The organism is Leisingera sp. MMG026 (assembly GCF_021654205.1).
Taxonomy (GTDB): domain Bacteria; phylum Pseudomonadota; class Alphaproteobacteria; order Rhodobacterales; family Rhodobacteraceae; genus Leisingera.
The window spans coordinates 16,123-37,800 of sequence record NZ_JAKFZM010000032.1; the positions used below are offsets into that span (position 1 = coordinate 16,123).

At 64.3% G+C, this 21,678-nt stretch carries 21 protein-coding genes, 1 other RNA gene and 1 riboswitch; of the genes, 11 read left to right on the forward strand and 11 right to left on the reverse strand.

Annotated features, from left to right (window positions below; genetic code table 11):
- Window positions 1-27 precede the first annotated feature (27 nt).
- Entirely contained in the window at window positions 28-453 is a 426-nt protein-coding gene (locus L1069_RS16645; protein WP_129369728.1) for a hypothetical protein, read from the forward strand.
- 255 nt (window positions 454-708) lie between these two features.
- A complete protein-coding gene (locus L1069_RS16650) occupies window positions 709-1,692 on the forward strand; it encodes an NAD(P)H-quinone oxidoreductase (protein WP_129369729.1) in 984 nt (327 codons plus the stop codon).
- 66 nt (window positions 1,693-1,758) lie between these two features.
- On the opposite strand, the gene L1069_RS16655 is transcribed toward L1069_RS16650, so the two are convergent.
- Both L1069_RS16655 and L1069_RS16660 read right to left on the reverse strand, forming a co-directional pair.
- On the reverse strand, window positions 1,759-2,616 hold the full coding sequence (locus L1069_RS16655) for a DUF2189 domain-containing protein (protein WP_129369730.1): 858 nt from the start codon (window positions 2,614-2,616) through the stop codon (window positions 1,759-1,761).
- Between the two features lie 286 nt (window positions 2,617-2,902).
- Window positions 2,903-3,547, reverse strand: a complete 645-nt coding sequence (locus L1069_RS16660) for a ribonuclease T2 (protein ID WP_237456428.1) — start codon at window positions 3,545-3,547, stop codon at window positions 2,903-2,905.
- A gap of 130 nt (window positions 3,548-3,677) precedes the next feature.
- Between L1069_RS16660 and L1069_RS16665 the strand changes: the two genes are divergently transcribed.
- Window positions 3,678-4,445 carry a cell cycle transcriptional regulator TrcR gene (locus L1069_RS16665; protein ID WP_129369732.1) on the forward strand — a complete coding sequence of 256 codons (768 nt, stop codon included), beginning with the start codon at window positions 3,678-3,680 and terminating at the stop codon, window positions 4,443-4,445.
- Window positions 4,446-4,754: 309 nt separating this feature from the next.
- A complete protein-coding gene (locus tag L1069_RS16670; RefSeq protein WP_237456429.1) occupies window positions 4,755-6,902 on the forward strand; it encodes an ATP-binding protein in 2,148 nt (715 codons plus the stop codon).
- Window positions 6,903-7,061: 159 nt separating this feature from the next.
- Here L1069_RS16670 and L1069_RS16675 read toward each other — a convergent pair whose 3' ends face one another.
- Window positions 7,062-7,958, reverse strand: coding sequence for a LysR substrate-binding domain-containing protein (locus tag L1069_RS16675; protein ID WP_237456430.1), 897 nt, complete (start codon window positions 7,956-7,958; stop codon window positions 7,062-7,064).
- A gap of 139 nt (window positions 7,959-8,097) precedes the next feature.
- Here L1069_RS16675 and L1069_RS16680 point away from each other — a divergent pair, with 139 nt between their 5' ends.
- Both L1069_RS16680 and ltaE read left to right on the forward strand, forming a co-directional pair.
- A complete protein-coding gene (locus L1069_RS16680; RefSeq protein WP_237456431.1) occupies window positions 8,098-8,775 on the forward strand; it encodes a hypothetical protein in 678 nt (225 codons plus the stop codon).
- Window positions 8,772-9,821 (forward strand): low-specificity L-threonine aldolase, encoded by a 1,050-nt coding sequence (gene ltaE / locus L1069_RS16685; RefSeq protein ID WP_237456432.1) that lies wholly within the window; start codon window positions 8,772-8,774, stop codon window positions 9,819-9,821. The genes L1069_RS16680 and ltaE overlap by 4 nt, the downstream gene beginning before the upstream one ends.
- An 82-nt stretch (window positions 9,822-9,903) precedes the next feature.
- On the opposite strand, the gene recR is transcribed toward ltaE, so the two are convergent.
- A complete protein-coding gene (recR, locus tag L1069_RS16690) occupies window positions 9,904-10,503 on the reverse strand; it encodes a recombination mediator RecR (RefSeq protein ID WP_129369737.1) in 600 nt (199 codons plus the stop codon).
- Window positions 10,504-10,686: 183 nt separating this feature from the next.
- Here recR and L1069_RS16695 point away from each other — a divergent pair, with 183 nt between their 5' ends.
- Window positions 10,687-11,178: a GNAT family N-acetyltransferase gene (locus L1069_RS16695; protein ID WP_129369738.1), complete on the forward strand. Its 492-nt coding sequence runs from the start codon at window positions 10,687-10,689 to the stop codon at window positions 11,176-11,178.
- 62 nt (window positions 11,179-11,240) lie between these two features.
- Here L1069_RS16695 and L1069_RS16700 read toward each other — a convergent pair whose 3' ends face one another.
- Both L1069_RS16700 and L1069_RS16705 read right to left on the reverse strand, forming a co-directional pair.
- Entirely contained in the window at window positions 11,241-11,585 is a 345-nt protein-coding gene (locus L1069_RS16700) for a YbaB/EbfC family nucleoid-associated protein (RefSeq protein WP_024088825.1), read from the reverse strand.
- A 192-nt stretch (window positions 11,586-11,777) separates the two neighbouring features.
- Window positions 11,778-13,586: a DNA polymerase III subunit gamma/tau gene (locus tag L1069_RS16705; RefSeq protein WP_134830694.1), complete on the reverse strand. Its 1,809-nt coding sequence runs from the start codon at window positions 13,584-13,586 to the stop codon at window positions 11,778-11,780.
- 194 nt (window positions 13,587-13,780) lie between these two features.
- On the opposite strand from L1069_RS16705, the gene L1069_RS16710 reads away from it, so the two are divergent.
- Complete coding sequence (locus tag L1069_RS16710; protein WP_237456433.1) at window positions 13,781-14,311, forward strand: protein-tyrosine phosphatase family protein; 531 nt, start codon at window positions 13,781-13,783, stop codon at window positions 14,309-14,311.
- A 79-nt stretch (window positions 14,312-14,390) separates the two neighbouring features.
- Here the strand turns inward: L1069_RS16710 and L1069_RS16715 are convergent, their stop codons facing one another.
- Window positions 14,391-14,795 carry a hypothetical protein gene (locus L1069_RS16715; protein ID WP_134830692.1) on the reverse strand — a complete coding sequence of 135 codons (405 nt, stop codon included), beginning with the start codon at window positions 14,793-14,795 and terminating at the stop codon, window positions 14,391-14,393.
- A 109-nt stretch (window positions 14,796-14,904) separates the two neighbouring features.
- Window positions 14,905-15,127: riboswitch (cobalamin riboswitch) on the reverse strand.
- 18 nt (window positions 15,128-15,145) lie between these two features.
- Window positions 15,146-15,736, reverse strand: coding sequence for a TetR/AcrR family transcriptional regulator (locus L1069_RS16720; RefSeq protein WP_237456434.1), 591 nt, complete (start codon window positions 15,734-15,736; stop codon window positions 15,146-15,148).
- Window positions 15,737-15,820: 84 nt separating this feature from the next.
- On the opposite strand from L1069_RS16720, the gene L1069_RS16725 reads away from it, so the two are divergent.
- On the forward strand, window positions 15,821-16,699 hold the full coding sequence (locus L1069_RS16725) for an alpha/beta hydrolase (protein WP_237456435.1): 879 nt from the start codon (window positions 15,821-15,823) through the stop codon (window positions 16,697-16,699).
- Window positions 16,700-16,723: 24 nt separating this feature from the next.
- Here L1069_RS16725 and L1069_RS16730 read toward each other — a convergent pair whose 3' ends face one another.
- Both L1069_RS16730 and nudC read right to left on the reverse strand, forming a co-directional pair.
- A complete protein-coding gene (locus tag L1069_RS16730; RefSeq protein WP_129369744.1) occupies window positions 16,724-17,191 on the reverse strand; it encodes an SRPBCC family protein in 468 nt (155 codons plus the stop codon).
- Window positions 17,192-17,248: 57 nt separating this feature from the next.
- Window positions 17,249-18,232 (reverse strand): NAD(+) diphosphatase, encoded by a 984-nt coding sequence (gene nudC / locus L1069_RS16735; RefSeq protein ID WP_129369745.1) that lies wholly within the window; start codon window positions 18,230-18,232, stop codon window positions 17,249-17,251.
- Between the two features lie 334 nt (window positions 18,233-18,566).
- Here nudC and L1069_RS16740 point away from each other — a divergent pair, with 334 nt between their 5' ends.
- A complete protein-coding gene (locus L1069_RS16740) occupies window positions 18,567-20,426 on the forward strand; it encodes a 5'-nucleotidase C-terminal domain-containing protein (protein ID WP_237456436.1) in 1,860 nt (619 codons plus the stop codon).
- Between the two features lie 64 nt (window positions 20,427-20,490).
- An RNA gene (ffs, locus tag L1069_RS16745) (signal recognition particle sRNA small type) lies at window positions 20,491-20,589 on the forward strand.
- Window positions 20,590-20,808: 219 nt separating this feature from the next.
- Here the strand turns inward: ffs and L1069_RS16750 are convergent.
- The gene (locus L1069_RS16750) at window positions 20,809-21,642 is read right to left on the reverse strand and encodes a prephenate dehydratase (RefSeq protein ID WP_129369747.1); all 834 of its coding nucleotides are present in this window, start codon (window positions 21,640-21,642) and stop codon (window positions 20,809-20,811) included.
- Window positions 21,643-21,678: the final 36 nt, after the last annotated feature.

Below are 21,678 nucleotides of genomic sequence, written 5' to 3' on the forward strand. Positions count from 1 at the left end.
TGGAATTTTCAGTTGAGGGGTATTCCAATGGGAAAAGTGAATGTCAAAATCGGCGGGTTCGGGCACAGCGACAAGTGGGATCCGCTTGAGACCTCGGGTCTGGGAGACTGCATCTGCATTGTGGCCTATGACAAGAACAAGCAAGTCGGCACGATGCACCATTTTGTGACGACATCCTGCCGGAGCGGTCCTCCCGAAGACATAACGATTGACGACAAACCGCTCAAGGCGGCGAAGGGGAAGCTGGACCAGGCCTTCAAGAAGGGACACCCGAAGGGGACCAAAATTACAGGATACCACGTCAAACTTGGCAAAGAATGGACTGCAAACAAGTACTTCAAGGGTGATCCGAACAAGGCACTGACGGCCGCGTGCAAGAGTGTCTTCAAAATTGCTCCGAAGCTCTCAGGTACCAAAGCGACATTTGATTGCAGCACCGGCAAGCTGACCTAAGCCCTGCCAGTCTACCGGTGGCGCTTTTCTTGGCGCCACCGGCGTTCCGCTTGATCCAGCGTGTGCCGGTACCCCGGGCTTTCGCACAGTTGCGCGGCACCTTCCAATGTCCTTGCTGGGTTTGCATTCCGTTCGGGCAAGAGTCTTCTCCCGGATCGTGCTGTCCGCAAAGCGCCCCAACTGCGGCGCCTTTGCTGTTTGCGCTCCCCCGGACGGGTGCTAGGCAAGGGGCAAGGATCAGGAGGACAAATTGCCATGACAGAGATGATGCGCGCGGTGGAGATCACCAAACCCGGCGGGCCGGAAGTGCTGCAGCCTTGCCAGCGCCCGGTGCCGCAGCCGGGCCACGGCGAGGTAGTGATCAAGGTGGCCTATGCCGGGGTAAACCGGCCCGATGCGCTGCAGCGCGCGGGCGCCTATGATCCGCCCAAGGGTGCCAGTGACCTGCCGGGGCTGGAAGCCTCGGGCGAGGTGACGGCTGTGGGTGCAGGTGTCAGCGGCATCCGCGCGGGCGATCTGGTCTGCGCGCTGCTGCCCGGTGGCGGCTATGCGGAATATGTGGCGGCTCCAGCCGCCCATTGCCTGCCGGTGCCTGCCGGACTGGATCTGAAACAGGCGGCCTGCCTGCCGGAAACGTTTTTCACCGTCTGGTCCAATGTCTTCACCCGCGGCGGGCTGAAAGCGGGCGAGCGTTTCCTGGTGCATGGCGGCTCTTCCGGGATCGGCACCACGGCGATCCAGCTGGCCAAGGCCTTTGGTGCGCGGGTGTTTTCCACCGCCGGGTCGGATGCGAAATGCCAGGCCTGCCTGGATCTCGGCGCCGAACGCGCAATCAACTACCGCGACGAGGATTTCGTCAAGGTTCTGAAGGCCGAAGGCGGCGCTGATCTGGTCCTCGACATGGTCGGCGGCGACTATATTCCGCGCAATGTGAAGGCAATGGCCGAAGACGGCCGCCTGGTGCAGATCGCCTTTCTGCAGGGGCCGAAGGTGGAGCTGAACTTTGCCCTGATGATGGTCAAGCGGCTGACCCTGACCGGCTCGACCCTGCGGCCGCAGAGCGATCTGGCCAAGGCGCAGATTGCCGGGGACCTGCGCGAAGCGGTCTGGCCCTTGATCGAAGCAGGCAAGGTGGCACCGGTGATGGACAGCGAATTTGCACTGGAGCAGGCCGCCGCTGCACACACGCGGATGGAAAGCTCCGGCCATATCGGCAAGATTGTTTTGAAAGTGGGCTGAAACTTCAGGGTGCCTGACACAGAAAGGCCGGCAGATCTGCCGGCCCGTTTTGATATGCGGATTTCCTTACTGCACGGCGCGCCGGTACAAATGCCAGGTCGCGTGCCCAAGGACCGGCACCACAATGATCAGCCCGGCCAGGAAGGGAATTGCGCCCACCACCAGCGCGGTGCCGACGATCACCCCCCAGGTCATGCAGATTACCGGATTCTTGCGCAGCACCTTGATCGAGGTGGCCACAGCCACCGGCAGGCCCACATGGCGGTCCAGCAGCAGCGGGAAAGACACCAGGCTCATCGCCAGTGCGGCAAAGGCAAAGACCGCGCCCGTGATGCCGCCTGCAATGGCCATGATCCAGCCCTCGCGGGTGGTCACCACTTCCGCGGCAAAGCCCAGAATCGAAGCCGGCGGTTCCGGCCCCAGGGTGCGGCTGTAGATCATGTCCGCGGCCACCAGCCAAACAATGAACAGCACTGCCAGATACAGCCCCAGCACCAGAATACCGCCAAACGCAGGCGAGCGGAGGACGCCGAAGGCATCCATCCAGCGCGGCTCGAACCCGGCTTCACGGCGCGAGGACATTTCATAAAGCCCAACCGCGGCCACCGGGCCAAGGATCGCAAAACCCATGATCATCGGCACGATCAGGGGCAGCAAATTCATCGACAGGCTCATTACGATCAGCGTGATGCCGATCAGCGGATAAAACAGCACCAGGAACATGGCATCGCTGCGGCAGGCGGCAAAGTCCTCCAGTCCGGCGGCCAGCGAATGTATGATGTCGTCCATGGTGAGCGTGCAGGCCTTGGGCAGTTCCTTGACGCCGTCGCTGCCCATTTCTTCGACCGTCTGGCCGATATGCTGCCCGGTGGATTCTGCCCCCTGCAGAAGCCAGCTGAGCGGGTTCCCGATTGTCTTTGCCATGCGCTTCTTCCTCCTCGCTGACCATAACGGAAGTGCCGTTCAGGCAGGGCCGGGCGCGGCACGTTTCATAATACTAGCACAAAACCCCGGGAAGTGTGGATCACAGGCCATTTATTGCCGCGCGCGCAGCGGGGCAGGGCTACTCCCGGCAAAGGGACAGGGGGGCAGCTGTGCGGATCACGCGGTCTGACAAAGGTGCGGGTTCTGCTTCTTTCTGGTGGAAAACACCCCAGGGTGAATTGGCCGTCAGGCCAAGAGGGGCAGCGCCCCTGACTCCGCCTCCGCCTTAGCGCACCGGCGCAAGGCGGGCGTTTTTCAACGTGCAGTCGCGGATTGCATCCCGCCCGCAGGGTACCGGCTGCAGTGCTTTCGACAGGCAGATGCGGGCTTCCTGGATGGCTCCGCTGCGGCAGGTGATGGTCAGGCTGTCTGGCGCCAGGCTTGGGTTTTCCTTGAGAAAAGCTTCCTCTACCACTGCGGCGGGCAGGGTCACGGGCTTGTCCAGCTTGCGAAAGACGGCGGGGCGGGCCACGTGCCGGTAGGCTTCGCGCATCAGGGTGTAATAGGCCCTTGCGCTGAGGCCGGAACAGGTGCCGTGTTTCTTCCACTGATGCCAGGCCAGGCCGGGGCTGCCCATGATATCCGCCATTTCCCGGCTCATGCGGCGGCTGGGCGGCGCTTCGGCTGTGCGGCAGTAACTGGGCCAGCCGCGATGGAATTGCGGCCACAGCCCGTGCAGGGTCCAGCCGTAATCCTGGCGCGGCGCGCATTGCTCTGCGCGGCGCGCATCGCCTTCCTGCTCGCACCAGTTCGGCGACCAGCTGAGCGCCAGCACGTAATAGTCGAACTCCCCGGCCGGCTCGCCCTCAGCTGCGGCAAACGTGGCAAAACCGGCCAAAACAGCCGCCAGCCCCAGCAATAACTTGCGCATTGGCCTCTTTCCTTATGCAATGAAGCCGACTATACAGGCCTGAAGTTCCCCGACAACGGAAACCAGACCCCGAAAGCGGGGCAGCCTTGATCCAGGCGGCGGGGAAGATGTGTTTTAAGGAGATGAGCGCATGGCAAAACCGTTGATGGCCAAGGCAACCGCCGTGTGGCTGGTGGACAATACCACGATCAGCTTCAAGCAGATCGCCGATTTCGTCGGCATGCACGAGCTGGAAATCCAGGGCATCGCTGATGGCGAAGTGGCCGCTGGCGTCAAAGGGTTCGACCCGATGGCCAACAACCAGCTGACCCAGGATGAGATCGACAGGGCGCAAGCCAATCCGCTGCACAAGCTGAAGCTCAAGTTCAACCCGGCTGCCGCCGGCGAGGAAAAGCGCCGCGGCCCGCGCTATACCCCGCTGTCCAAACGCCAGGACCGTCCGAACTCAATCCTGTGGTTGGTTAAATTCCACCCGGAACTCAGCGATGGCCAGATCGCCAAACTGGTCGGCACCACCAAGCCGACCATCCAGTCGATCCGCGAGCGCACCCATTGGAACATCTCCAGCATGCAGCCGATCGACCCGGTGGCGCTGGGCCTGTGCCGCCAGTCCGAACTGGATGCCGTCGTGCAGAAGGCCGCGGCCAAGAAAGCCGCCGAAGGCGGCGTGATGAGCGACGATGAGCGCCGCAAGCTGGTCTCTACCGAACAGTCTCTGGAGATGGACGCCGAGCCGAAGATCCCAAGCGCGATCGAGGGGCTGGAGACCTTTACCCTGGGCGGCGGTTTGAGTGATGATGACCGGAAGAAGGAAGAGGAAATCCCCGACGCGGACAGCTTCTTCAACCTGCCTGCTGGCGGGGACGACGAGGAAGACGACGAAGATCCCCGCTTCTGATCCCATCTGCCCCGGCGCTGCCGGCTAAAGAATTTTATTAAAAAGCCGCAGATCCTTTACTCAGGATTTGCGGCTTTTTCTGATAGAATTGACTCTCTACGTTACAATATGTTGACTATGTACCCCTGTTTTGCGCAGCATGATGTTGCGGGGCAGTTGTGTTCCAGATTGCCCGCAAAGACCAGGGTGCGGGAAAGGCCTTTTGTTCCGGGGCGGTTTTCCAAAGTGTAAGGAACGGGACGTTACAGAGTATTGCCAGCGGTCCGGTCTTGCAGGCCTGTCCGCAAAGGGATGGCAGGAGTACAAGCAATGGACGCAGCAGGGGCCGCGGCGCTTGGGGAAAGCAGCCGCTTGGATCTGGAGACACTGGCCTGTTTGAGCGGCCTGGAGTTCTGCCAGGAATTTGTGGATCAGCTGGCGCAGGTCTATGGGGCCGATCTGGTCACCGTGGGTGAGCTGAAGGTCATGGAGACCGAGCGCATCAAGGTGCTGGCAAGCTGGTTTGACGGGCTGCAGCTGGGGGATTTCGAATACGAGGCTTGTGTGACGCCGTGCCATGACGTGGTGCTGAGCGGCGATCCGCATGTCTTTCCCTGCCGGGTGCAGGAGCTGTATCCGGATGACGAGATGTTCATCGAGGAAGGCATCCAAAGCTATGTCGGGGTCGCCCTGAAAAACGCCGATGGCGAGGCGATCGGCCTGGTCCAGGCCTCGTGGCGCTATGAAATCGACGACGCCCTGGCGCAGCATATCGCGGCTGTAATGCAGCAATTCGCGCCCCGGCTAGGGGCCGAGACCGCCGGGCTGCAGACACTGGCCACGCTGTCAGTTCTGGCCGAAGGGCCAAGCGGCACATCTGCGCGTGAGGCCTTCCGGCAGCTGGCCGGGCAGCTGCAGGGCGCGCTCAAGGTGCGTTCGGCCTTCATTGCGGAATGCCTGGGCGACAAACCTGGGTGTTTCCGGGTGCTGGCCTGCTGCTTTGAAGGGCAGCAAATGGAGGAGGTGGAAGACACGGTTGTGCCTTTTGACGGCACCCCTTGCGCGTATTTAAAGGGGCGGGAGAAATTCCTGGTGCCGGACGGGCTGCAGGAGGCGTTTCCAGAGCAGGCACAGTTCCGCAGCCAGAATCTGCACTCATACCTGGGCATCCCGCTGACCGATATGAAGGGCAGGGTGATCGGCCACTTTGCGCTGCAGCACGACCGGGAGATCAAACAGCGCAAGCTGGAGACTGATCTGATCGCGCTGTTTGCCGCGCGGATCGGGTTGGAGCTGCGCCGCCGCAAGGCCGAAAGGCGCCGCGCCCGGGCGGAAGAGGCGCTGCTGATCAAGCGCAAGACCGAGAGCCTGGGATTGCTGGCGGGCACCATCGCGCATGATTTCAACAACCTTCTGGCCTCGATGCAGGGCCGCGCCGAACTGGCGCTGGCGCATCTGGAGGCCGCGCATCCGGCGCAAGGGCATTTGCAAGTGGTCGAGCAGGGGCTGCAGGCCTCTGCCTTGCTGGTCCGGCAGCTGTTGAATTACGCCAAGGGCGGCGGCAGCCGGGAGCAGGGGCCATGCGATCTGAACGGGATCGTGCAAGAGACCATGGCGCTGGTCCCGGTTGAGCGCAAGATGGGTAAACAGGTGGTGCTTGACCTGGAAGAAGGGGCGCTGACGGCGCAGATGGATCCGTCTCAGGTGGGCCAGCTGTTGCTGAACCTGGTCTTCAATGCGGCAGAAGCCATCGGGCCCGGTGCGGGCATTGTCACGGTGACCACCCGCAAGACCAGCCTGAGCGATGCAGAGCGGCGCAAGCTGCTGAAGGGGCGGAACATGCCGGCCGGCGCCTGCCTGCTGCTGGAGGTGCGCGATACCGGCAGCGGTATGGGCCGCGAGACTGTGACCCGGATTTTTGACCCGTTCTTTACCACCAAACCCGGCGGGCGCGGCCTCGGCATGGCTGCGGCGCTGGGGATCATCAGCCGCCATCAGGGCGGCCTGGCGGTTGAAAGCCGCGAAGGCGAGGGCAGTGCCTTCCGCTTCTACTTTCCTGCCTGCACCGCTGAGCCGGTGGCGGAAGCGTGCGCGGCAGGGCCGCCGGCGCAGCGGCGCGGTGCGGAGATCCGGCGGATCCTGGTGGTGGATGACGAGGAAACCGTGCGTCGGGCAGTGGCCGGGCTGTTGCAGCTGCGCGGCTGTGAGGTGCTGCAGGCCGATGGCTATGACGCGGCGCTGGCGCAGCTGCAGGCAGCAGGGCCGTTTGACGGCGCGGTGATCGACATGAGCATGCCGGGGCGCGGCGGCTGGGAGACCTTGGCGGGCCTGCGCAAGATCCAGCCCGGGCTGAAGGCGGTGATGATGAGCGGCTTTGCCATCAGCGCCGTGGCGGCGGGGTTTCCGGATCTGTCCCGGGTTCCGGTGCTTGACAAGCCGTTTACCAAGGAAAAGCTGTATAAGGCGGTTTTCACCTAAGGGCGTCGGCTTTGGCGCTGGCGGAAAGCTCCCGCGCCCGCATGTGCCCCTGGCGGGGCCCCTTGGCGGCCTTGGGCCTGGCGCCGCGCTGGCGCGCGGCGGGATGCGCCCGGCAGAAACGTAGCATTTTGCTGCAGGATTATTGCGGGCAATGGCTGGTCAGCCTGCGCCAGGGCTGCAGGCGTCACGCAGCAGCCAGTCGCGGACCCGCTCGATCCGGCTGGTGCCCGTCTTGGCCTGCGGTGTCAGCAGATAATAGGCGCTGGCGGGGGTGCAGCGGTGCGGATGGGCCTGGATCAGCGTGCCCTCGGACAGCTCCCGGCGCACCAGCAGCTCTGGAAGAATGGCAACGCCATGGCCGTATTTCACCGCGTCGATCAGCATCTCGAACTGGCTGAACAACGGCCCGGTGGGGCGGGGAGTGAGGCTTCCGGTCTGATCCTCGAACCAAATCTGCCAGCTAAGCGGCCGGGTGCTGTGCTGCAGGGCCGGAAATTCCAGAAGCCCGGCGGCGGATGGCAGCGGGCCATCCAGAAGATCAGGTGCTGCAACGGCAATCAGGGTTTCCGGCATCAGCAGATCCGCGCGAAAGCCCGGCCAGGGCGGATCGCCCTGCACGATGGCCAGATCCACCAGGCTGGGGTCCACCTGGCTATTGTCCAGATAGGTGATGGTATTGATTGTCAGCCGCGGCTGCGCCTGTGCCAGCGTTGCCAGGCGCGGCATCAGCCAGCGGCTGCCCAGTGTCGGGTAGGTGCCGATATTGAGCGCGCCATATGGGTTGTCGCGGGTGCGCAAACGGTAAAAGGTGGCCTCCAGCGCTTCCAGTTGCGGTGCCAGCTCCTCCTGCAGCATCCGTCCGGCACCGCTGAGCTGCACCCGCTGGCGTTCACGCTTGAACAGGGTTTGGCCGGTCAGCGCCTCCAGGCTTTGGATCTGGCGGCTGAAAGCGCTTTGCGACAGGTTCATCTCCCGCGCTCCTCCGGCAAAGCTGCCGGCCCGGGCGGCGGCCTCGAAACACAAGAGGGCAGAGGTGGGCGGGATCTTGCGGCGCATGGCCCGCACCCTGCCATATGTTGCAATTTTTGCAATATAGATTGCAAAATCCCGGCTTTTTCCCGGACTCTTGGCCTGCCAGTATCGCATTCAAAGCATCACCCTCTTGCGATCAGCACAAAGAATGGGAACGCGCGACATGAGTTTTGAACCGCAGATCAACGACACCGATGTGCAGGCTGTCACCAGGGCCATGGGCACCCTGCCGGATTCTGCATCGGTGGCAGAGTTTGTGCCCGGACCGGGTATCCAAAGGCTGGAGTTGAAGTTTGACATCGAAAGGCTGCAGGAGGCGCTGGAGGAGTGCCTGAAACGCGAGGCCTTTATGGGCGGCTTGCAGGACCAGGGCTTTGCCGCGCTGCCGCTGACCCAGCGGCCGGGCCAGACCGAATGGACCGCCAATGACCTGTCGGGCCGCTACTGGCTGCGCGCCGATAGCCGCTATGTCGAAGAGCCGCGCGAGGATCTGGTGCCGGAGGTGGATTTTTCCGAATTTAATCCCAAATTCGCAGGCACCTACTTCGAGTATGTGCACGCAGAGCTGGCCAAGCGGTTTCCGATCGGGCGCACACGGGTGCTGTCCAAGGGGCTGTACAATTGCAACTCCTGGCACCGCGACCCGGAGCCGCGGCTGCATATTCCGGTGGTCTCCAATCCCGGCTCATTGTTCATAGTGAATCATCACGTCACGCATCTGCCGGCCGATGGCTCGGTGTATTTCACCGATACCCGCGGCTATCACACTGCGCTGAACGGCGGCGAGACCCGGCGGGTGCATATCGTGGCAGCGCTGGCTTATGATCAGGTGACGGAATGAGCCATTACGCAGGGCTTGCGGGCGTGGGGAGCGGCGGCGCCCTTTGCGATCTGCGCAGTGATACGCTGACGCGGCCAGATGCGGGCATGATGCGGGCGATCCAAGCGGCGGAGCTGGGCGACGACGTCTATGGTGAAGACCCGGCGGTGAACCGGCTGGAGGCTGTGCTGGCCGAGCGTCTGGGCAAGGAGGCGGCGCTGTTCCTGCCCTCCGGCACGATGAGCAACCTGGCTGGTCTCTTGGCCCATTGCCAGCGCGGCGAGGAAGTCATCCTGGGCGCGGGCTATCACGTCTATGCCTATGAGGCCGCGGGGGCCTCGGTGCTGGGCGGGTTATCGCTGTGCCCGGTGCCGGTGCGGGACGATGGCGCGCTGGACCCGGAGGTGATTGCCGGGGCGATCAAGGCGGATGACAGCCATCTGGCGGTGAGCCGACTGCTGTCGCTGGAGAACACCCATAACGGGCTTGCAGTGCCCCTGGCGGATGTGGCGGCGGCGGCGGCGGCGGGCCGGACGGCGGGGCTGGCGGTGCATCTGGACGGCGCGCGGTTCTTTAATGCGACGGTGGCGCTGGGGTGTTCGGAAGCGGAACTGGCCGGGCTGATGGATACGGTGTCCATCTGCCTTTCCAAAGGACTGGGCACGCCGGCTGGATCGGTTTTGGCGGGGCCTGCAGACCTGATTGCCAAGGCGCGGCGCTGGCGCAAGATGCTGGGCGGCGGCATGCGGCAGGCAGGCGTGCTGGCGGCGGCGGCGCTTTATGCGCTGGAGCATAACGTGGCGCGGCTGGCGCAGGACCATGACCGCGCGGCGGAACTGGCGGATGTGCTGCGCGGTTTGGGGGCGGGGGAGGTTTCCCAGGCCACTAACATGGTGTTTTTCACTCCGGGGGACGGGAGCAATGATGCGTTGCGGATGCATTTGGCATCTGAGGGCGTAGTAATCGGTGGCGGCAGTTCCGGCGCCATCCGCATGGTGCTGCACAAAGATGTGGATAACGGCGCATTGGACCGCGCGGTCCAAGGGCTAAAGAGTTTCTACTGCTGAAACCAAAGGCGGGCGTGGCTCCGGAAAATTCGAATTTTCCGGCCAAAATTCTTTGAAGAATTTTGCACGCCCGGCGGCACCGTCAGATTTCCTTCCGCGCCCTGAGCGCTGCAGAGATCGTGCCGTCATCCAGATAGTCCAGCTCGCCGCCGATCGGCACGCCCTGCGCCAGCGAGGTGAGCCTGACCTGCCCCTGCAACTGGTCGGCGATGTAATGCGCCGTGGTCTGGCCGTCGATGGTGGCGTTCAGCGCCAGGATCACCTCGCTGATACCTTCGGTTGCGACCCGGTCAGCGAGCCGCGGGATACGCAAATCTTCCGGACCCACGGCGTCCAGCGCCGACAGGGTGCCGCCCAGCACGTGGTAACGGCCCTTGAAGTCGCCTGAGCGCTCCATCGCCCAAAGGTCGGCGACATCCTCGACCACGCACAGCTCGCCATTGGCGCGTTCCGGGTCGGTGCAAAGCGGGCAGATCTCGCTGGTGCCGATATTGCCGCAGTTGAGGCATTCGCGCGCGGTGGCGGCGACCTCGGTCATCACATCGGCCAGCGGCGTCAGCAGCAGCGCCCGCTTGCGGATCAGATGCAGCACCGCACGGCGGGCAGACCGCGGGCCGAGCCCTGGCAGCTTGGCCATCAGGGCAATCAGGTCTTCGATATCGCTGGTGGAATTTCTGATCATGCTCCGGGCCTTTGTATGCCGTGCTATATAGGCTGATTGCAGCCGGAAAGCGCAAGGGCAGGGCGGCAAAATGTTCAGGGTTTGTTTTGCCTCGGCAACTGCAAGGGTAAGGGCAATTGAGCTGGCGGGCGGCAGGGCGTATCTGTTGCAGCACATCTTGCGCGGGAAAGAAAAGGGGCGGCAATGGGACGGCAGGACAACACCCAGCACCCGGTGCGTTTTGCCCGGCTGACCGGGATCGCGCCGCTGGAGATTGCCCGCCACATGTCAGATCCGCGGATGGCAGAGCATATGCCGCTGCTGACAGGCGCCTGGGACGAAGAAACTGCCAGAGACTTTGTTACCGCCAAGGAGAACTGCTGGCAAAGGGATGGACTGGGTCATTGGGCGTTTGTGCAAAAGGGGCAATATCTTGGCTGGGGCGGTTTTCAGAAAGAGGCGAACGAGTGGGATTTCGGGCTGGTCCTAAGGCCCGGCTGTTTTGGCCTGGGGCCGGCCATTGCCCGGCAAGCGCTGGCGTTTGCCCGCCGCGATCCGCGCATCCCTCATGTGACTTTCCTGCTGCCGCCGACGCGGCGCCATCTGCGGCCGCTGGCACGGCTGGGCGCGGTGCAAACCGATGAAGTGCTGTATGAGGGGCAGCGTTTTCTGAAATTCCGGTTGGAAACAGCTTGAACAAGGCAAAGAAAAAGGCGGCTCCTGACGGGCCGCCTTTAGATTGGCATCGCTGGCAGCGCTTAGAACGGCAGCTTGATGTCCTTGGGCAGACCCATGCTTTCGGTCAGCTTGGCCATCTCTTCCTGCGCCTTTTCCGCGGCCTTGGCCTGGGCGTCCTTAATCGCGGCCAGGATCAGGTCCTCGACCACTTCCTTGTCGTCGCCATTGAAGATCGACGGATCGATGTCCAGGCCTTTGAGGTCGCCCTTGGCGGACGCGGTCGCTTTGACCAGGCCGGCGCCGGCCTCGCCCGTCACCATTACATTGTGCAGCTCTTCCTGCATCTGGGCCATTTTGCCCTGCAGTTCCTGTGCCGATTTCATCATCTTGGCCATATCGCCAAGGCCGCCGAGGCCTTTGAGCATCTGTCATCTCCTGAGATTCCGGTTCGGGGCACAGATACGGGCCGCGAGGGCGTGAAACAAGGGGAGGATTGCCTCGGTGCCGGAGTTTAACACCCTTCCGCCCGGCTGGCAGGCCGGGCAGCGCCTGACCTTCCCCCAAGGAAAGCGCCATCGCGGCCACCCAAGGTCAGGCGATGCCCGGGGTCACTTTTGTCACCCGTCCTCGAACGGGTCCCATTCATCCTCCACCTCGGGCAGGGCCTCGGCGGCGACTTCGGCGGCCAGCTCCTGCGCCGTGCGGATGCGTTTGATCTTTGCCTTGGGAAAGCTTTCCAGCACCGCCTGCACCAGCGGATGCGCGGCGGCTTTCTCACGCAGGGCGTTCTCGGCGGCATCGCGGACCTCGGCAATCGTGGCCGCGTCGCCGTCCGGCGCGATCGACACCACCCAGCGCGCACCGGTCCAGTTCTGCAGCGCCGTGCCAAGCCGGGCCGCCAGGTCGCGCGGCGCTTGCGAGGACGGGGTGAATTCGATCCGTCCCGGCTGGTAGGAGACCAGACGCACGCCGCCCTCGACCTCGACCAGCAATTTCACGTCGCGATTGGTGCGGATCAGCTCGACCACATGTTCAAAGGACGGATAGCGCGCCAGTGCTGAGCTGACCTGCGGCGCCAGTGCCGCCATAGTGCCGCCGCCGCCATGTGCCACTGGCGCGCCGCCTGCGGGACCAGTTTGGCCGCCATGACCGGAAGCGCCGCCGCTGCCGCCTAAAGCCGGAGCGCCCATGCCCTGCATCGGCGCACCGCCGCCGGGGCCATTCGGCGGCGGAGGCGGGGTGTCCTTCAGCTTGCGGATCAGTTCTTCGGGGCTGGGCAGGTCGGCCACATGGGTCAGGCGGATCACCGCCATCTCGGCGGCCATCATAGCGTTTGGTGCCGCGGCGACTTCCTCCAGCGCCTTCAGCAGCATCTGCCACATCCGGGTAAGGACGCGCATCGCCAGCGCATCCGCCATCGCCTTGCCGCGGGCACGTTCATCCGGGCTGACGGTGGGGTCTTCCGCCGCATCCGGCGTGATTTTCACCACCGAGACCCAATGGGTGATCTCGGCCAGATCGCGCAATACCGCCAGCGGGTCGGCGCCTTCGGCATACTGGCCGCTGAGTTCAGTGAGCGCGGCCGCCGCATCGCCGCGCAGGATCATGTCCATCAGGTCCAGCACCCGGCCGCGGTCGGCCAGACCCAGCATGGCGCGGACCTGATCGGCAGAGGTTTCACCGGCGCCATGGGAAATCGCCTGATCCAGCAGCGAGGTAGCGTCGCGGGCGGAACCTTCGGCGGCGCGGGTGATCAACGCCAGCGCGTCTTCGGCAATTTCGGCGCCCTCGGCGGTGGCGATCTTCCGCAAGAGCGCAATCATCACCTCCGGCTCGATCCGGCGCAAATCAAACCGCTGGCAGCGCGACAGCACGGTCACCGGCACCTTGCGGATCTCAGTCGTGGCAAAGATGAACTTCACATGCGCGGGCGGTTCCTCCAGCGTCTTCAGCAGCGCGTTGAAGGCGCTGGTCGACAGCATGTGGACTTCGTCGATAATGTAGATCTTGTAGCGGGCCGAGGCGGCGCGGTACTGCACGCTGTCGATGATCTCGCGGATGTCATTCACGCCGGTGCGCGAGGCCGCGTCCATCTCCATCACGTCGACATGGCGGCCTTCCATGATCGCGGTGCAATGCTCGCATTGGCCGCACGGATCGGTGGTGGGGCCGCCCTGGCCGTCTGCACCGATGCAGTTCATGCCCTTGGCGATGATCCGCGCAGTGGTGGTTTTACCGGTGCCGCGGATGCCGGTCATAATAAAAGCCTGGGCAATCCGGTCAGCGGCAAAGGCGTTTTTCAGCGTCCGCACCATGGCGTCCTGCCCCACCAGATCGGCAAAGGTTTCGGGCCGGTACTTGCGGGCCAGAACCTGGTATTGGGATTGGCCGGATGCGCCGGAGGTGCCGCTGGGGGTATCGTTCATGATGTCTCGTGCCGGATTCGGGATGCGGGGTGCTCCGCGTTGCGCGCAGGGTATTGAAGCGCAGCCCGTTCGTCCACCGCCGTTGGGCTGGTCCGGGGCCGCAAAAGAGCTTTGGGATTGCCTGCTTAACCGCTAGGCTGCAAAGGCAGGGGACTGCGGGGGAAATGCAGGAACGCAGCGGCTAAGGAGGCGGTATGCGAACTGAGGATATACCGGAACCTGCGGCGCCGGACGGCGCGGCGCCGGCAGGCCTGACCATCCACGCGCTGTCAGCAGGCGGCGGTATTCTGGCGCTATGCCCGCTGCCCGGTGCGGGAGGCGATTACCGCAATGACCTGATCCAGATCTATCAGTGGCAACCGGGTCTGGTCATCTCAATGACCACCGAGGCCGAGCACGCAGCCGCAGATGTGCCGCGGCTGGGGATTGATATTCAAAGCATGGCCTGCCGCTGGCTGCATCTGCCGGTGCCGGATTTCCAGGTGCCGCCGCCCGCTGTGGCGGCGAAATGGACGGCGGCCAGCCGGTCTGCACGGCAAGCACTGGGCGGCGGCGGCCGGGTGCTGGTGCATTGCAGGGGCGGCTGCGGGCGGTCCGGCATGGCGGTGCTGCGGCTGATGATCGAATGCGGCGAAGCCCCGGCGCAGGCGCTGGCCCGGCTGCGGGCGGTACGGCCCTGTGCGGTGGAAACCAAGGACCAATTGCACTGGGCCTGTTCACCGTAGAGCAGCCGCCAGAGGCGCACCGCAATGAGATACTGCACCGCCCGGCCGATAAGCCGGACAGCACTCTTCAGGTATTCAACTAAAGCGCCAGCATCTGTTCCGCCTGCCGTGCTTCGGCGGTTTTCGGCAGCGCCTCCATCAGCGCGCAGGGGCGGGTGTCCAGCTTGGACGCGGCAAAACCGGTACCGTCGCGGCTGAGGATGGCATCGGCAAAGCGGTCAAGCCCCTCGCGCGGCGCCTCTTCACCGACGCCGCAATACAGCCGGATCCGGTCATGGCTGGCGGCAAACTGCGCCGGGCAGTTGCGCGGGCAGCCGTCCAGCGCGGTGGTGCCGGTGATCTCAAAATCCTCCTGGGTCAGCGGCTTGGCCTTGGTCATCGCTTCGGCCAGTTTGGCGATCATCCGCTCTGCCGCGGGGCAGGGGCGCCCCAAATACTTGCAATCTGTTGCCGCATAGAAATGCGTCTTGTCGGTCCACATCATATCTGCGCCCTCCGCGCGTGGCACGGGGGTTTGGGGGACAAGAGACCGGATGAAAGACGGATCACAGCCGCCGCAGCCATCAGACCCTGTCCGGACACCCCGCCCGGGTTCGAGTTACACGTCCGATGGCAGGTCTCCTGACTTGCGGGTCGTCGCTTTCCCGATCCTTCCCGGCCTCGTATTGAGGGCCAGTGGCTCTATCGGGGTCGCTCGCCGCTTACAGTTGCGGGGGCAGTCTCGGACTTGGCCAGCTTGCGCGGGCCGTACCGTGTTCCCTTTTCATCCCGGACACAAGATTCTGTGGCTCGGGAACCATCGCCACAAGCGGTAGCGGCAGGACGCCTGAGTCGTCAATCGTTTTTCTGCATCTGCAAATACAGCCCGCGGATCAAGTCCGAGTCCCGCCGCACCCGTGCCAGCTGCCAGCCGCCCTGCAGCAGGATATAGAAATTCTCCGCCGCCGCGCGGGCCTCAGGTTCGGGCAGGCCCAGGCGGCGGGCGTGGCGGGTGGTTTCAGTAATCCAGCCCTCGAACAGATGCGCGGCGTGCTGGTGGAACGCCTCGTTCTCCGGCCCTTCGAACAGGGTGGCAGAGACCGGGCAGCCGCTCCATTTTCCTTGCTTGTCAAACAGTTTCGCCAGTTTGTAGCAAACCGTCTTGGCCCCCTCCCGGAAGGTGGGCGCCGGGGTGAAAGACGCCTCGATCAGCAGCAGCATCTGCCCTGACGCCCAGTCCGCCGCGGCCAGGGCCAGGTCGGATTTGCCACTGGGGAAATGGTGGTAGAGCGAGCCCTTGGGCGCCCCCGCCTCTGCCAGTAATTCCGCCAGTCCGGTGCCGCTGTAGCCCTTGTTGCGGAACAGGCCGGCAGCGGCGCGGATCAGCCGCTCGCGGGTCGGGGGCGGGCTGGTTCCGCCCGCCTTGGCTGTCGTCACGTCATTCATGGCGGCAGCTTGACAGCATTGGACCGATTGGTCCAGAGATGGATTGGACCAATCGGTCTAGGCCAATCGACTCAGGAGGTTGCCATGCTGGATAAAAGCGCAGGACATACCGCGGTTATCCGCGAGGAAGAACTGCAGTTTGCATCCGGCACCCACTTGCTGGCTGGGCGGCTGTACCACCCGGCGGGGCAGGCGCGGGCAGCAGTGGTGCTGAATGGCGCAACCGGGGTGCCGCAGCGCTATTACCGGCATTTCGCACGCTGGCTGGCAGCAGAGCAGCAGGTGGCCTGCCTGACCTATGACTACCGGGATTTCGGAGACTCGGCGCGGGGCCATCCGCGCCGTTCCGATGCGACAATGGCTCAATGGGCGCTGGAAGATCAGCCGGCTGCCCGGGCCGAACTGCAACGGCACTATGCGGGCGTGCCGTTGTGGGTGATCGGCCATTCGCTGGGGGCAATGCTGATGCCCCTGCAGGATGGCCTGAAGGACGTCGCCCGCATGATCGTGGTTGCGGGCGGCTTGGTGCATCACCACGATCATCCCTGGCCCTACCGCGCGCTGGCGCTGGCTTTCTGGTTCGGCCATGTGCCGCCATTGGTCCGTGCCTTGGGGTATCTGCCCGGGCGCGCGGTGGGGTTCGGGGCCGATTTGCCCGCCGGGGTGTACTGGCAGTGGCGGCGCTGGTGCACCACGCCGGGCAGCTACCTGCCGGAAACCGGCTCGGCCTTGCCGCGGCCCAAATGGGCAGACGCCGGCGTGCCGGTGGATCTGTATGCGATGGCGGATGACGACGTTGTGCCGCCTGCGGCCGTTTGGCGGCTGGGGGACGTCTTTGGCGATGTGCCGCAGTGCCGGACGGTGCTGGTGCCGCAGGAGGCGGGCGTGCAGAAGATTGGCCATCTGGGCGCCTTTGCCCGCGCCAACGCCGACCTGTGGCCGCGGCTGCTGCCGCCGCAATAGCACGGCTTCCCCCAAACCTTGGAGTCAGGCGGAGCGGTTCAGCCGTTCTTCGGTGATCCGGGCATAGTCGGCCAGCCGCAGCTTGAACCGGCGGGTGAGGTTGCTGCGGGCCAGTTTCAGCGATTGCACCAGCAGCCGGCCGGTCAGGGTGGTGGGCGCCAGTTTCAATTGCACCGACATCCGGGTCCGCCGCGGCGACAGCGCCAGCAGCTCGATCTCCAGTTGGCCGTCCAGGCCGCTGCCGCTGCCGGTCAGCGCCAACCCGGTGACCGGGGTATAAGACGCCAGTGTCAGCCGGATGTCGCGCTGTTTGCCGCGAAACCGAAAGCCGATATCCCAGGCCAGGCCGTTTTCAGGATGCGCGGTATCGCCAGTCCGCTCTACGTCGATGCCGCGCCGCAGGGCCGAGCGCTCCAGCAGGCTGAAATCGGAGATCGCGCCAAAGACGTCGGCAATCGGGGCTTCGATATCTTCTTTGCTTTGAAATTCCATGCTCGCCTGCTTCAGTTGCGCCGCCGTGCTGCCGCGCTGTTTTTTGCAATATGCGCTTTAGTCCAGCGTGTCCGCAAGCCAGTTTCGGAGCAGAAAATGCGCAATTGCTCCCTGACGTGACGGCTTTAGAACCGGGTGTTCGCCTGCAAAGACCGTCATCATCTCCTGGCGGCTGACCCACAGCGCGTCTTCGATCTCAGCCGGGTCGATGGTGATGTCCGTGCTCAGCGCCTCGCCCGCGCAGCCGAACATCAGCGACATCGGAAAGGCCCAAGGCTGGCTGGACAGGTAGCTGACCGGCCCGACCTGCACGCCGGTTTCTTCAAATGTTTCGCGGCGCACGGCTGCTTCCAGCGTCTCACCCGGTTCGACAAATCCTGCGAGCAGCGAATACATCCCCTCGGGCCAGCCGGGCGAACGGCCCATCAGCACAGCATCGCCATGGGTGATCAGCATGATCACCACCGGGTCGGTGCGCGGGAAATGCGGTGCCTTGCAGGCGGGGCAGATGCGCTGCCAGCCGGCCTGCGCCAAATCGCTGGGCGCGCCGCAAGCTGCGCAAAACCGGTGGCTGCGGTGCCAGGCCAGCAGCGCCTTGGCGGTGGTGGCCAGTTCCGCCTCCAGCGGTGTGAGGCAGGTCATCACCCGGCGCAGCTCGGCAAAGGCATGGGACGCGGGCAGATCAGGGTGCTGCTGCTCGCTGGCATCGGCAAAACTGCTGAGCGCCTCCTGATCCAGGCCTTCGGGCTGCCAGCCGCTGATATCGCAGGCAAAACACGGCGCACCGCCAGGTGCCAGGCCAAGAAACAATGCGGCATCCTTGCAGTCAGCGGCCAGCGGATGCACCGGATCGGTCCAGCCCAGCCCGCAGGGCAGATCCGCATCCCTTTCGCGCCGGGTCAGCGGCTTGCCGCGCCACATCAGCAGCACCTGCGCCTCCGCGCTGTTCCAGGCCGCTTCCAGCGCAGCGGTATCCAAGCGCAGATGGGCCGCCCGCTCCAGCCCGCCGCCGCCGAAAGTCACTTGTTCTGCGTGTTTCATTGCGGCTCTCCTTTGGCTGGCTGCGGTTTTTCGGGTGCCATGGATGAAATAGCGCCATCCATGGCAGTGTGCCGCAGGCGTTTCCAGCAATCGGCAGCGATCTGCGCTTGGCTGTCACTGCACCGCCACACCTGCCGGGCGGGAATTGCGGCTTTTCACTGCTGGACAGGGCGTGCCGGCCCGTTTGAAGCCTCGGCAGCAGGAAAAAATCAAATGCAATAAAAAGGGTTCTTTGCAAATCGTTAAAACGCTGATTCAAATAGCCGCAAACCAAGAACGGCACCAAACGGTGCGGGAAGGAGCAGCAGCAGGCGGTGTCAGCGGAATATCGGACATGACAAGCGGGGCGCGCGCCTCGCACTCCCGGACCACCACCGGGCTGCTGCACGTGCTGGCCACTACGGACCTGCACTGCAATCTGCTGAGCCATGATTATTATGCCGACCGCCCGGACGGGGCCATCGGCCTGTCCCGCGCTGCCACCTTGATCAACCGCGCACGGGCTGAGGCTGACCGCCTGGGCGCGGCCTGCCTTCTGGTCGATAACGGCGACGGCTTCCAGGGGTCGCCGCTGGGGGACATCGTGCCGGGCGCCAAAGGCCCCCATCCTCTGGCGCGCGCATTCCGGTTTTTGGAATATGATGCCGTTGGTCTTGGCAATCATGACTTTGATTTCGGCCTGGAGGCGCTGGCAGGCGTCCTGAAAGACGTGCCATGTCCGGTGCTGTGCTCAAGCCTGACGGCGCGGCAGCCTGATCTTCGGCTGCCGTTTGTGCCCTGGGCGGTGCTGGAGCGGGCGGTGCCTGGCTGTCCCGGTTTGCCACCGGTCCGGATCGGTTTGTTTTCGGTGCTGCCGCCGCAGACCCTGATCTGGTGCGGCAAGGCGTTGCAGCAGCAACTCGCCGCGGGCGGCATCGTTGAAACCGCCGCGGCCCAGGCCCGGCAGCTGAGGGCCCAGGGCTGCGATCTGGTGCTGGCGCTGGCGCATACCGGAATTGACAGCAATGCCGGAGCGGGCCGCGGCGAAAATGAGCTGGAGCAGCTTGCCGCACTGCCGGAAATTGATGCCGTTGTGGGCGGCCACACGCATCTGACGCTGCCGAATCCCGCGCATCCTTTTGCCAAGCCCGTCGTGATGCCCGGTGCGCATGGCTCGCATCTGGGTGTTCTGAGGCTGGATCTGGAGCATCGCAGCGGAGCCTGGCATCCTGCCGGCGGCTCGGCCAGCCTGCAGCCGGCGGGCCGCCACCAGCAAGCCGGGGCTGCCCAGCCGCTGGTGCCGGAGGACCCTGGTTTTACGGAGGCGCTGGCAGAAGACCACGCGCGCACTTTGCAACGTATGCGCCAGCCGGCGGGCTACAGCTCGGTTGCGATGCATTCCTATTTTACTTTCTTCGCGCCGGATCGCGGCCTGGCACTGGTGGGCAGTGCCCAGGCTGCTGCAGTGCGGCCGTTGCTTGAGAGTGCCGGCGGAAAAAGCCTGCCGCTGCTATCGGCTGTTGCACCGTGCAAATTCGGCGGCCGCTCCGGGCCGCATTTTTATACCGACATTGCGGCCGGGGATCTCTGTGCCCGCAATATCGCTGATCTGCAGGTCTTCCCCAATGAGTTGCGGGTGGTCGAGGTCACTGGTGCACAGCTGCTGGACTGGCTGGAAATGTCGGCAGGGCTGTTCAGCCGGATCACGCCGGGCAGCTCAGGGCAGTTGCTGGCCGACCCGCAGCGGGCAGGGCATAATTTCGATGTGATTTTCGGGCTGAGTTATCAGATTGACCCAGTCCAGCCGCCGCGGTTTTCGGCAGCGGGCGTGCGGATCAACCCAGGCGCCCGGCGGATCCGGAACCTGTGCTGGAACGGCCGGCCTGTGGAGCCAGGCCAGCATTTTGCGGTCGCGGCCAACAGCTACCGGGTCAGCGGCGGCGGCAGCTTCAGCATGCTGCGCGAGGCCAAAGATCTGCCGCTGCCGCCGATGCGGATCCGCCAGGCAATCCGCGACTACATCGCCGGGCGGTTGCCCGCTGATCCGCTGGCAGAGGCGCCTTATCCCTGGCAACTTGCGCCGGTGCCCGGCACTAGCGCGGTTGCCGTTACCGGGCCGGGAGCCATCGGGTATCTGGAGGAACTGCCTGCCGGGCTGGCTGAGCCGCGAGGGCACAACAGCGGCGGCTTTCTGGAATTGGCGCTGCAGCTTTAAAACGCAGAAGGCAGGACAGGCGGGGGCACTTGCCAATCCCGGCGGCGGCGCTTATATCGGGATTCGAGAGGTTGGCGCGGGCAGGCGCCTCGCCAACCTGGTCAGATCCGGAAGGAAGCAGCCACAACGAGCCCCGCTTGGGTCGATGTCCAGCCTCTCACTTTTCCCCGCCCCTCTATCACCCATCCGCGACAAACAGGCGCGCGCGGCAATTGACGGGTTTGCTCCCGCCCGCCCCGGCGCAATCAAAGATTGCCCAGCGGCCGTTGGGCCGGGCGCCGCGCTGACGCGCGGCGGGGTGCCGCTTCTTTCTGGTTTGAAATACCCCGGGGTGAATTGGCCGTAAGGCCAAGAGGGGCAGCGCCCCATCCCGTTCCGTGCCTCAGAATCTGCCGTTGTTGGCGGGATAGACGCCGAGGATTTCCACATTGGTGGTGAAATAGCTCAGCTCATCCATTGCCAGCTGCACATTGGGATCTTCCGGGTGGCCTTCGATATCCGCATAAAACTGCGTCGCGGTGAAGGATCCGTCCACCATATAGCTTTCCAGCTTGGTCATGTTGATGCCATTGGTGGCAAAACCGCCCATCGCCTTATAGAGCGCCGCGGGGATGTTGCGGACCTGGAACACGAAGCTGGTGATCATGCTGTGGGCGCCGCGGCGGCGGAAGTCCGGCTCCGGCGACATGATCAGGAAGCGGGTGGTGTTGTCGCCGTTGTCCTCGATATGGCGGGCCAGCACCTCCAGCCCGTAGATCTCGCCCGCCAATTCGCTGGCCAGCGCCGCCACATGCTTATCTCCGGCTTCCGCCACATCCCGCGCCGCGCGGGCGTTGTCGGGGCTGATCCGGCCGGTGATGCCGTGCTCGCGCAGAAAAGTCCCGCATTGCGGCAGCAGCACCAGATGCGATTTCGCCTCGCGGATGTCTTCCAGCCGGGCGCCCGGCACCCCCAGCACATTGATATGCACCCGCACAAAGGCCTCGTCGATGATGTGCAGCCCGCTGTGCGGCAGCAGCCGGTGAATATCGGCCACCCGGCCATAGGTGGAGTTCTCCACCGGCAGCATTGCCTGTTCGGCTTCGCCGCTTTTGACCGCTGCAATCACGTCTTCAAAGGTGCGGCACGGCAGCACCTCCAGATCACGCCGGGCATTGCGGCAGGCCTCGTGGCTGTAGGAGCCAAGCTCCCCCTGAATGGCGATTTTGCGGCTCATGGGTGTGTTCCCCGTGCAAAACTTCAAGAATTGGGC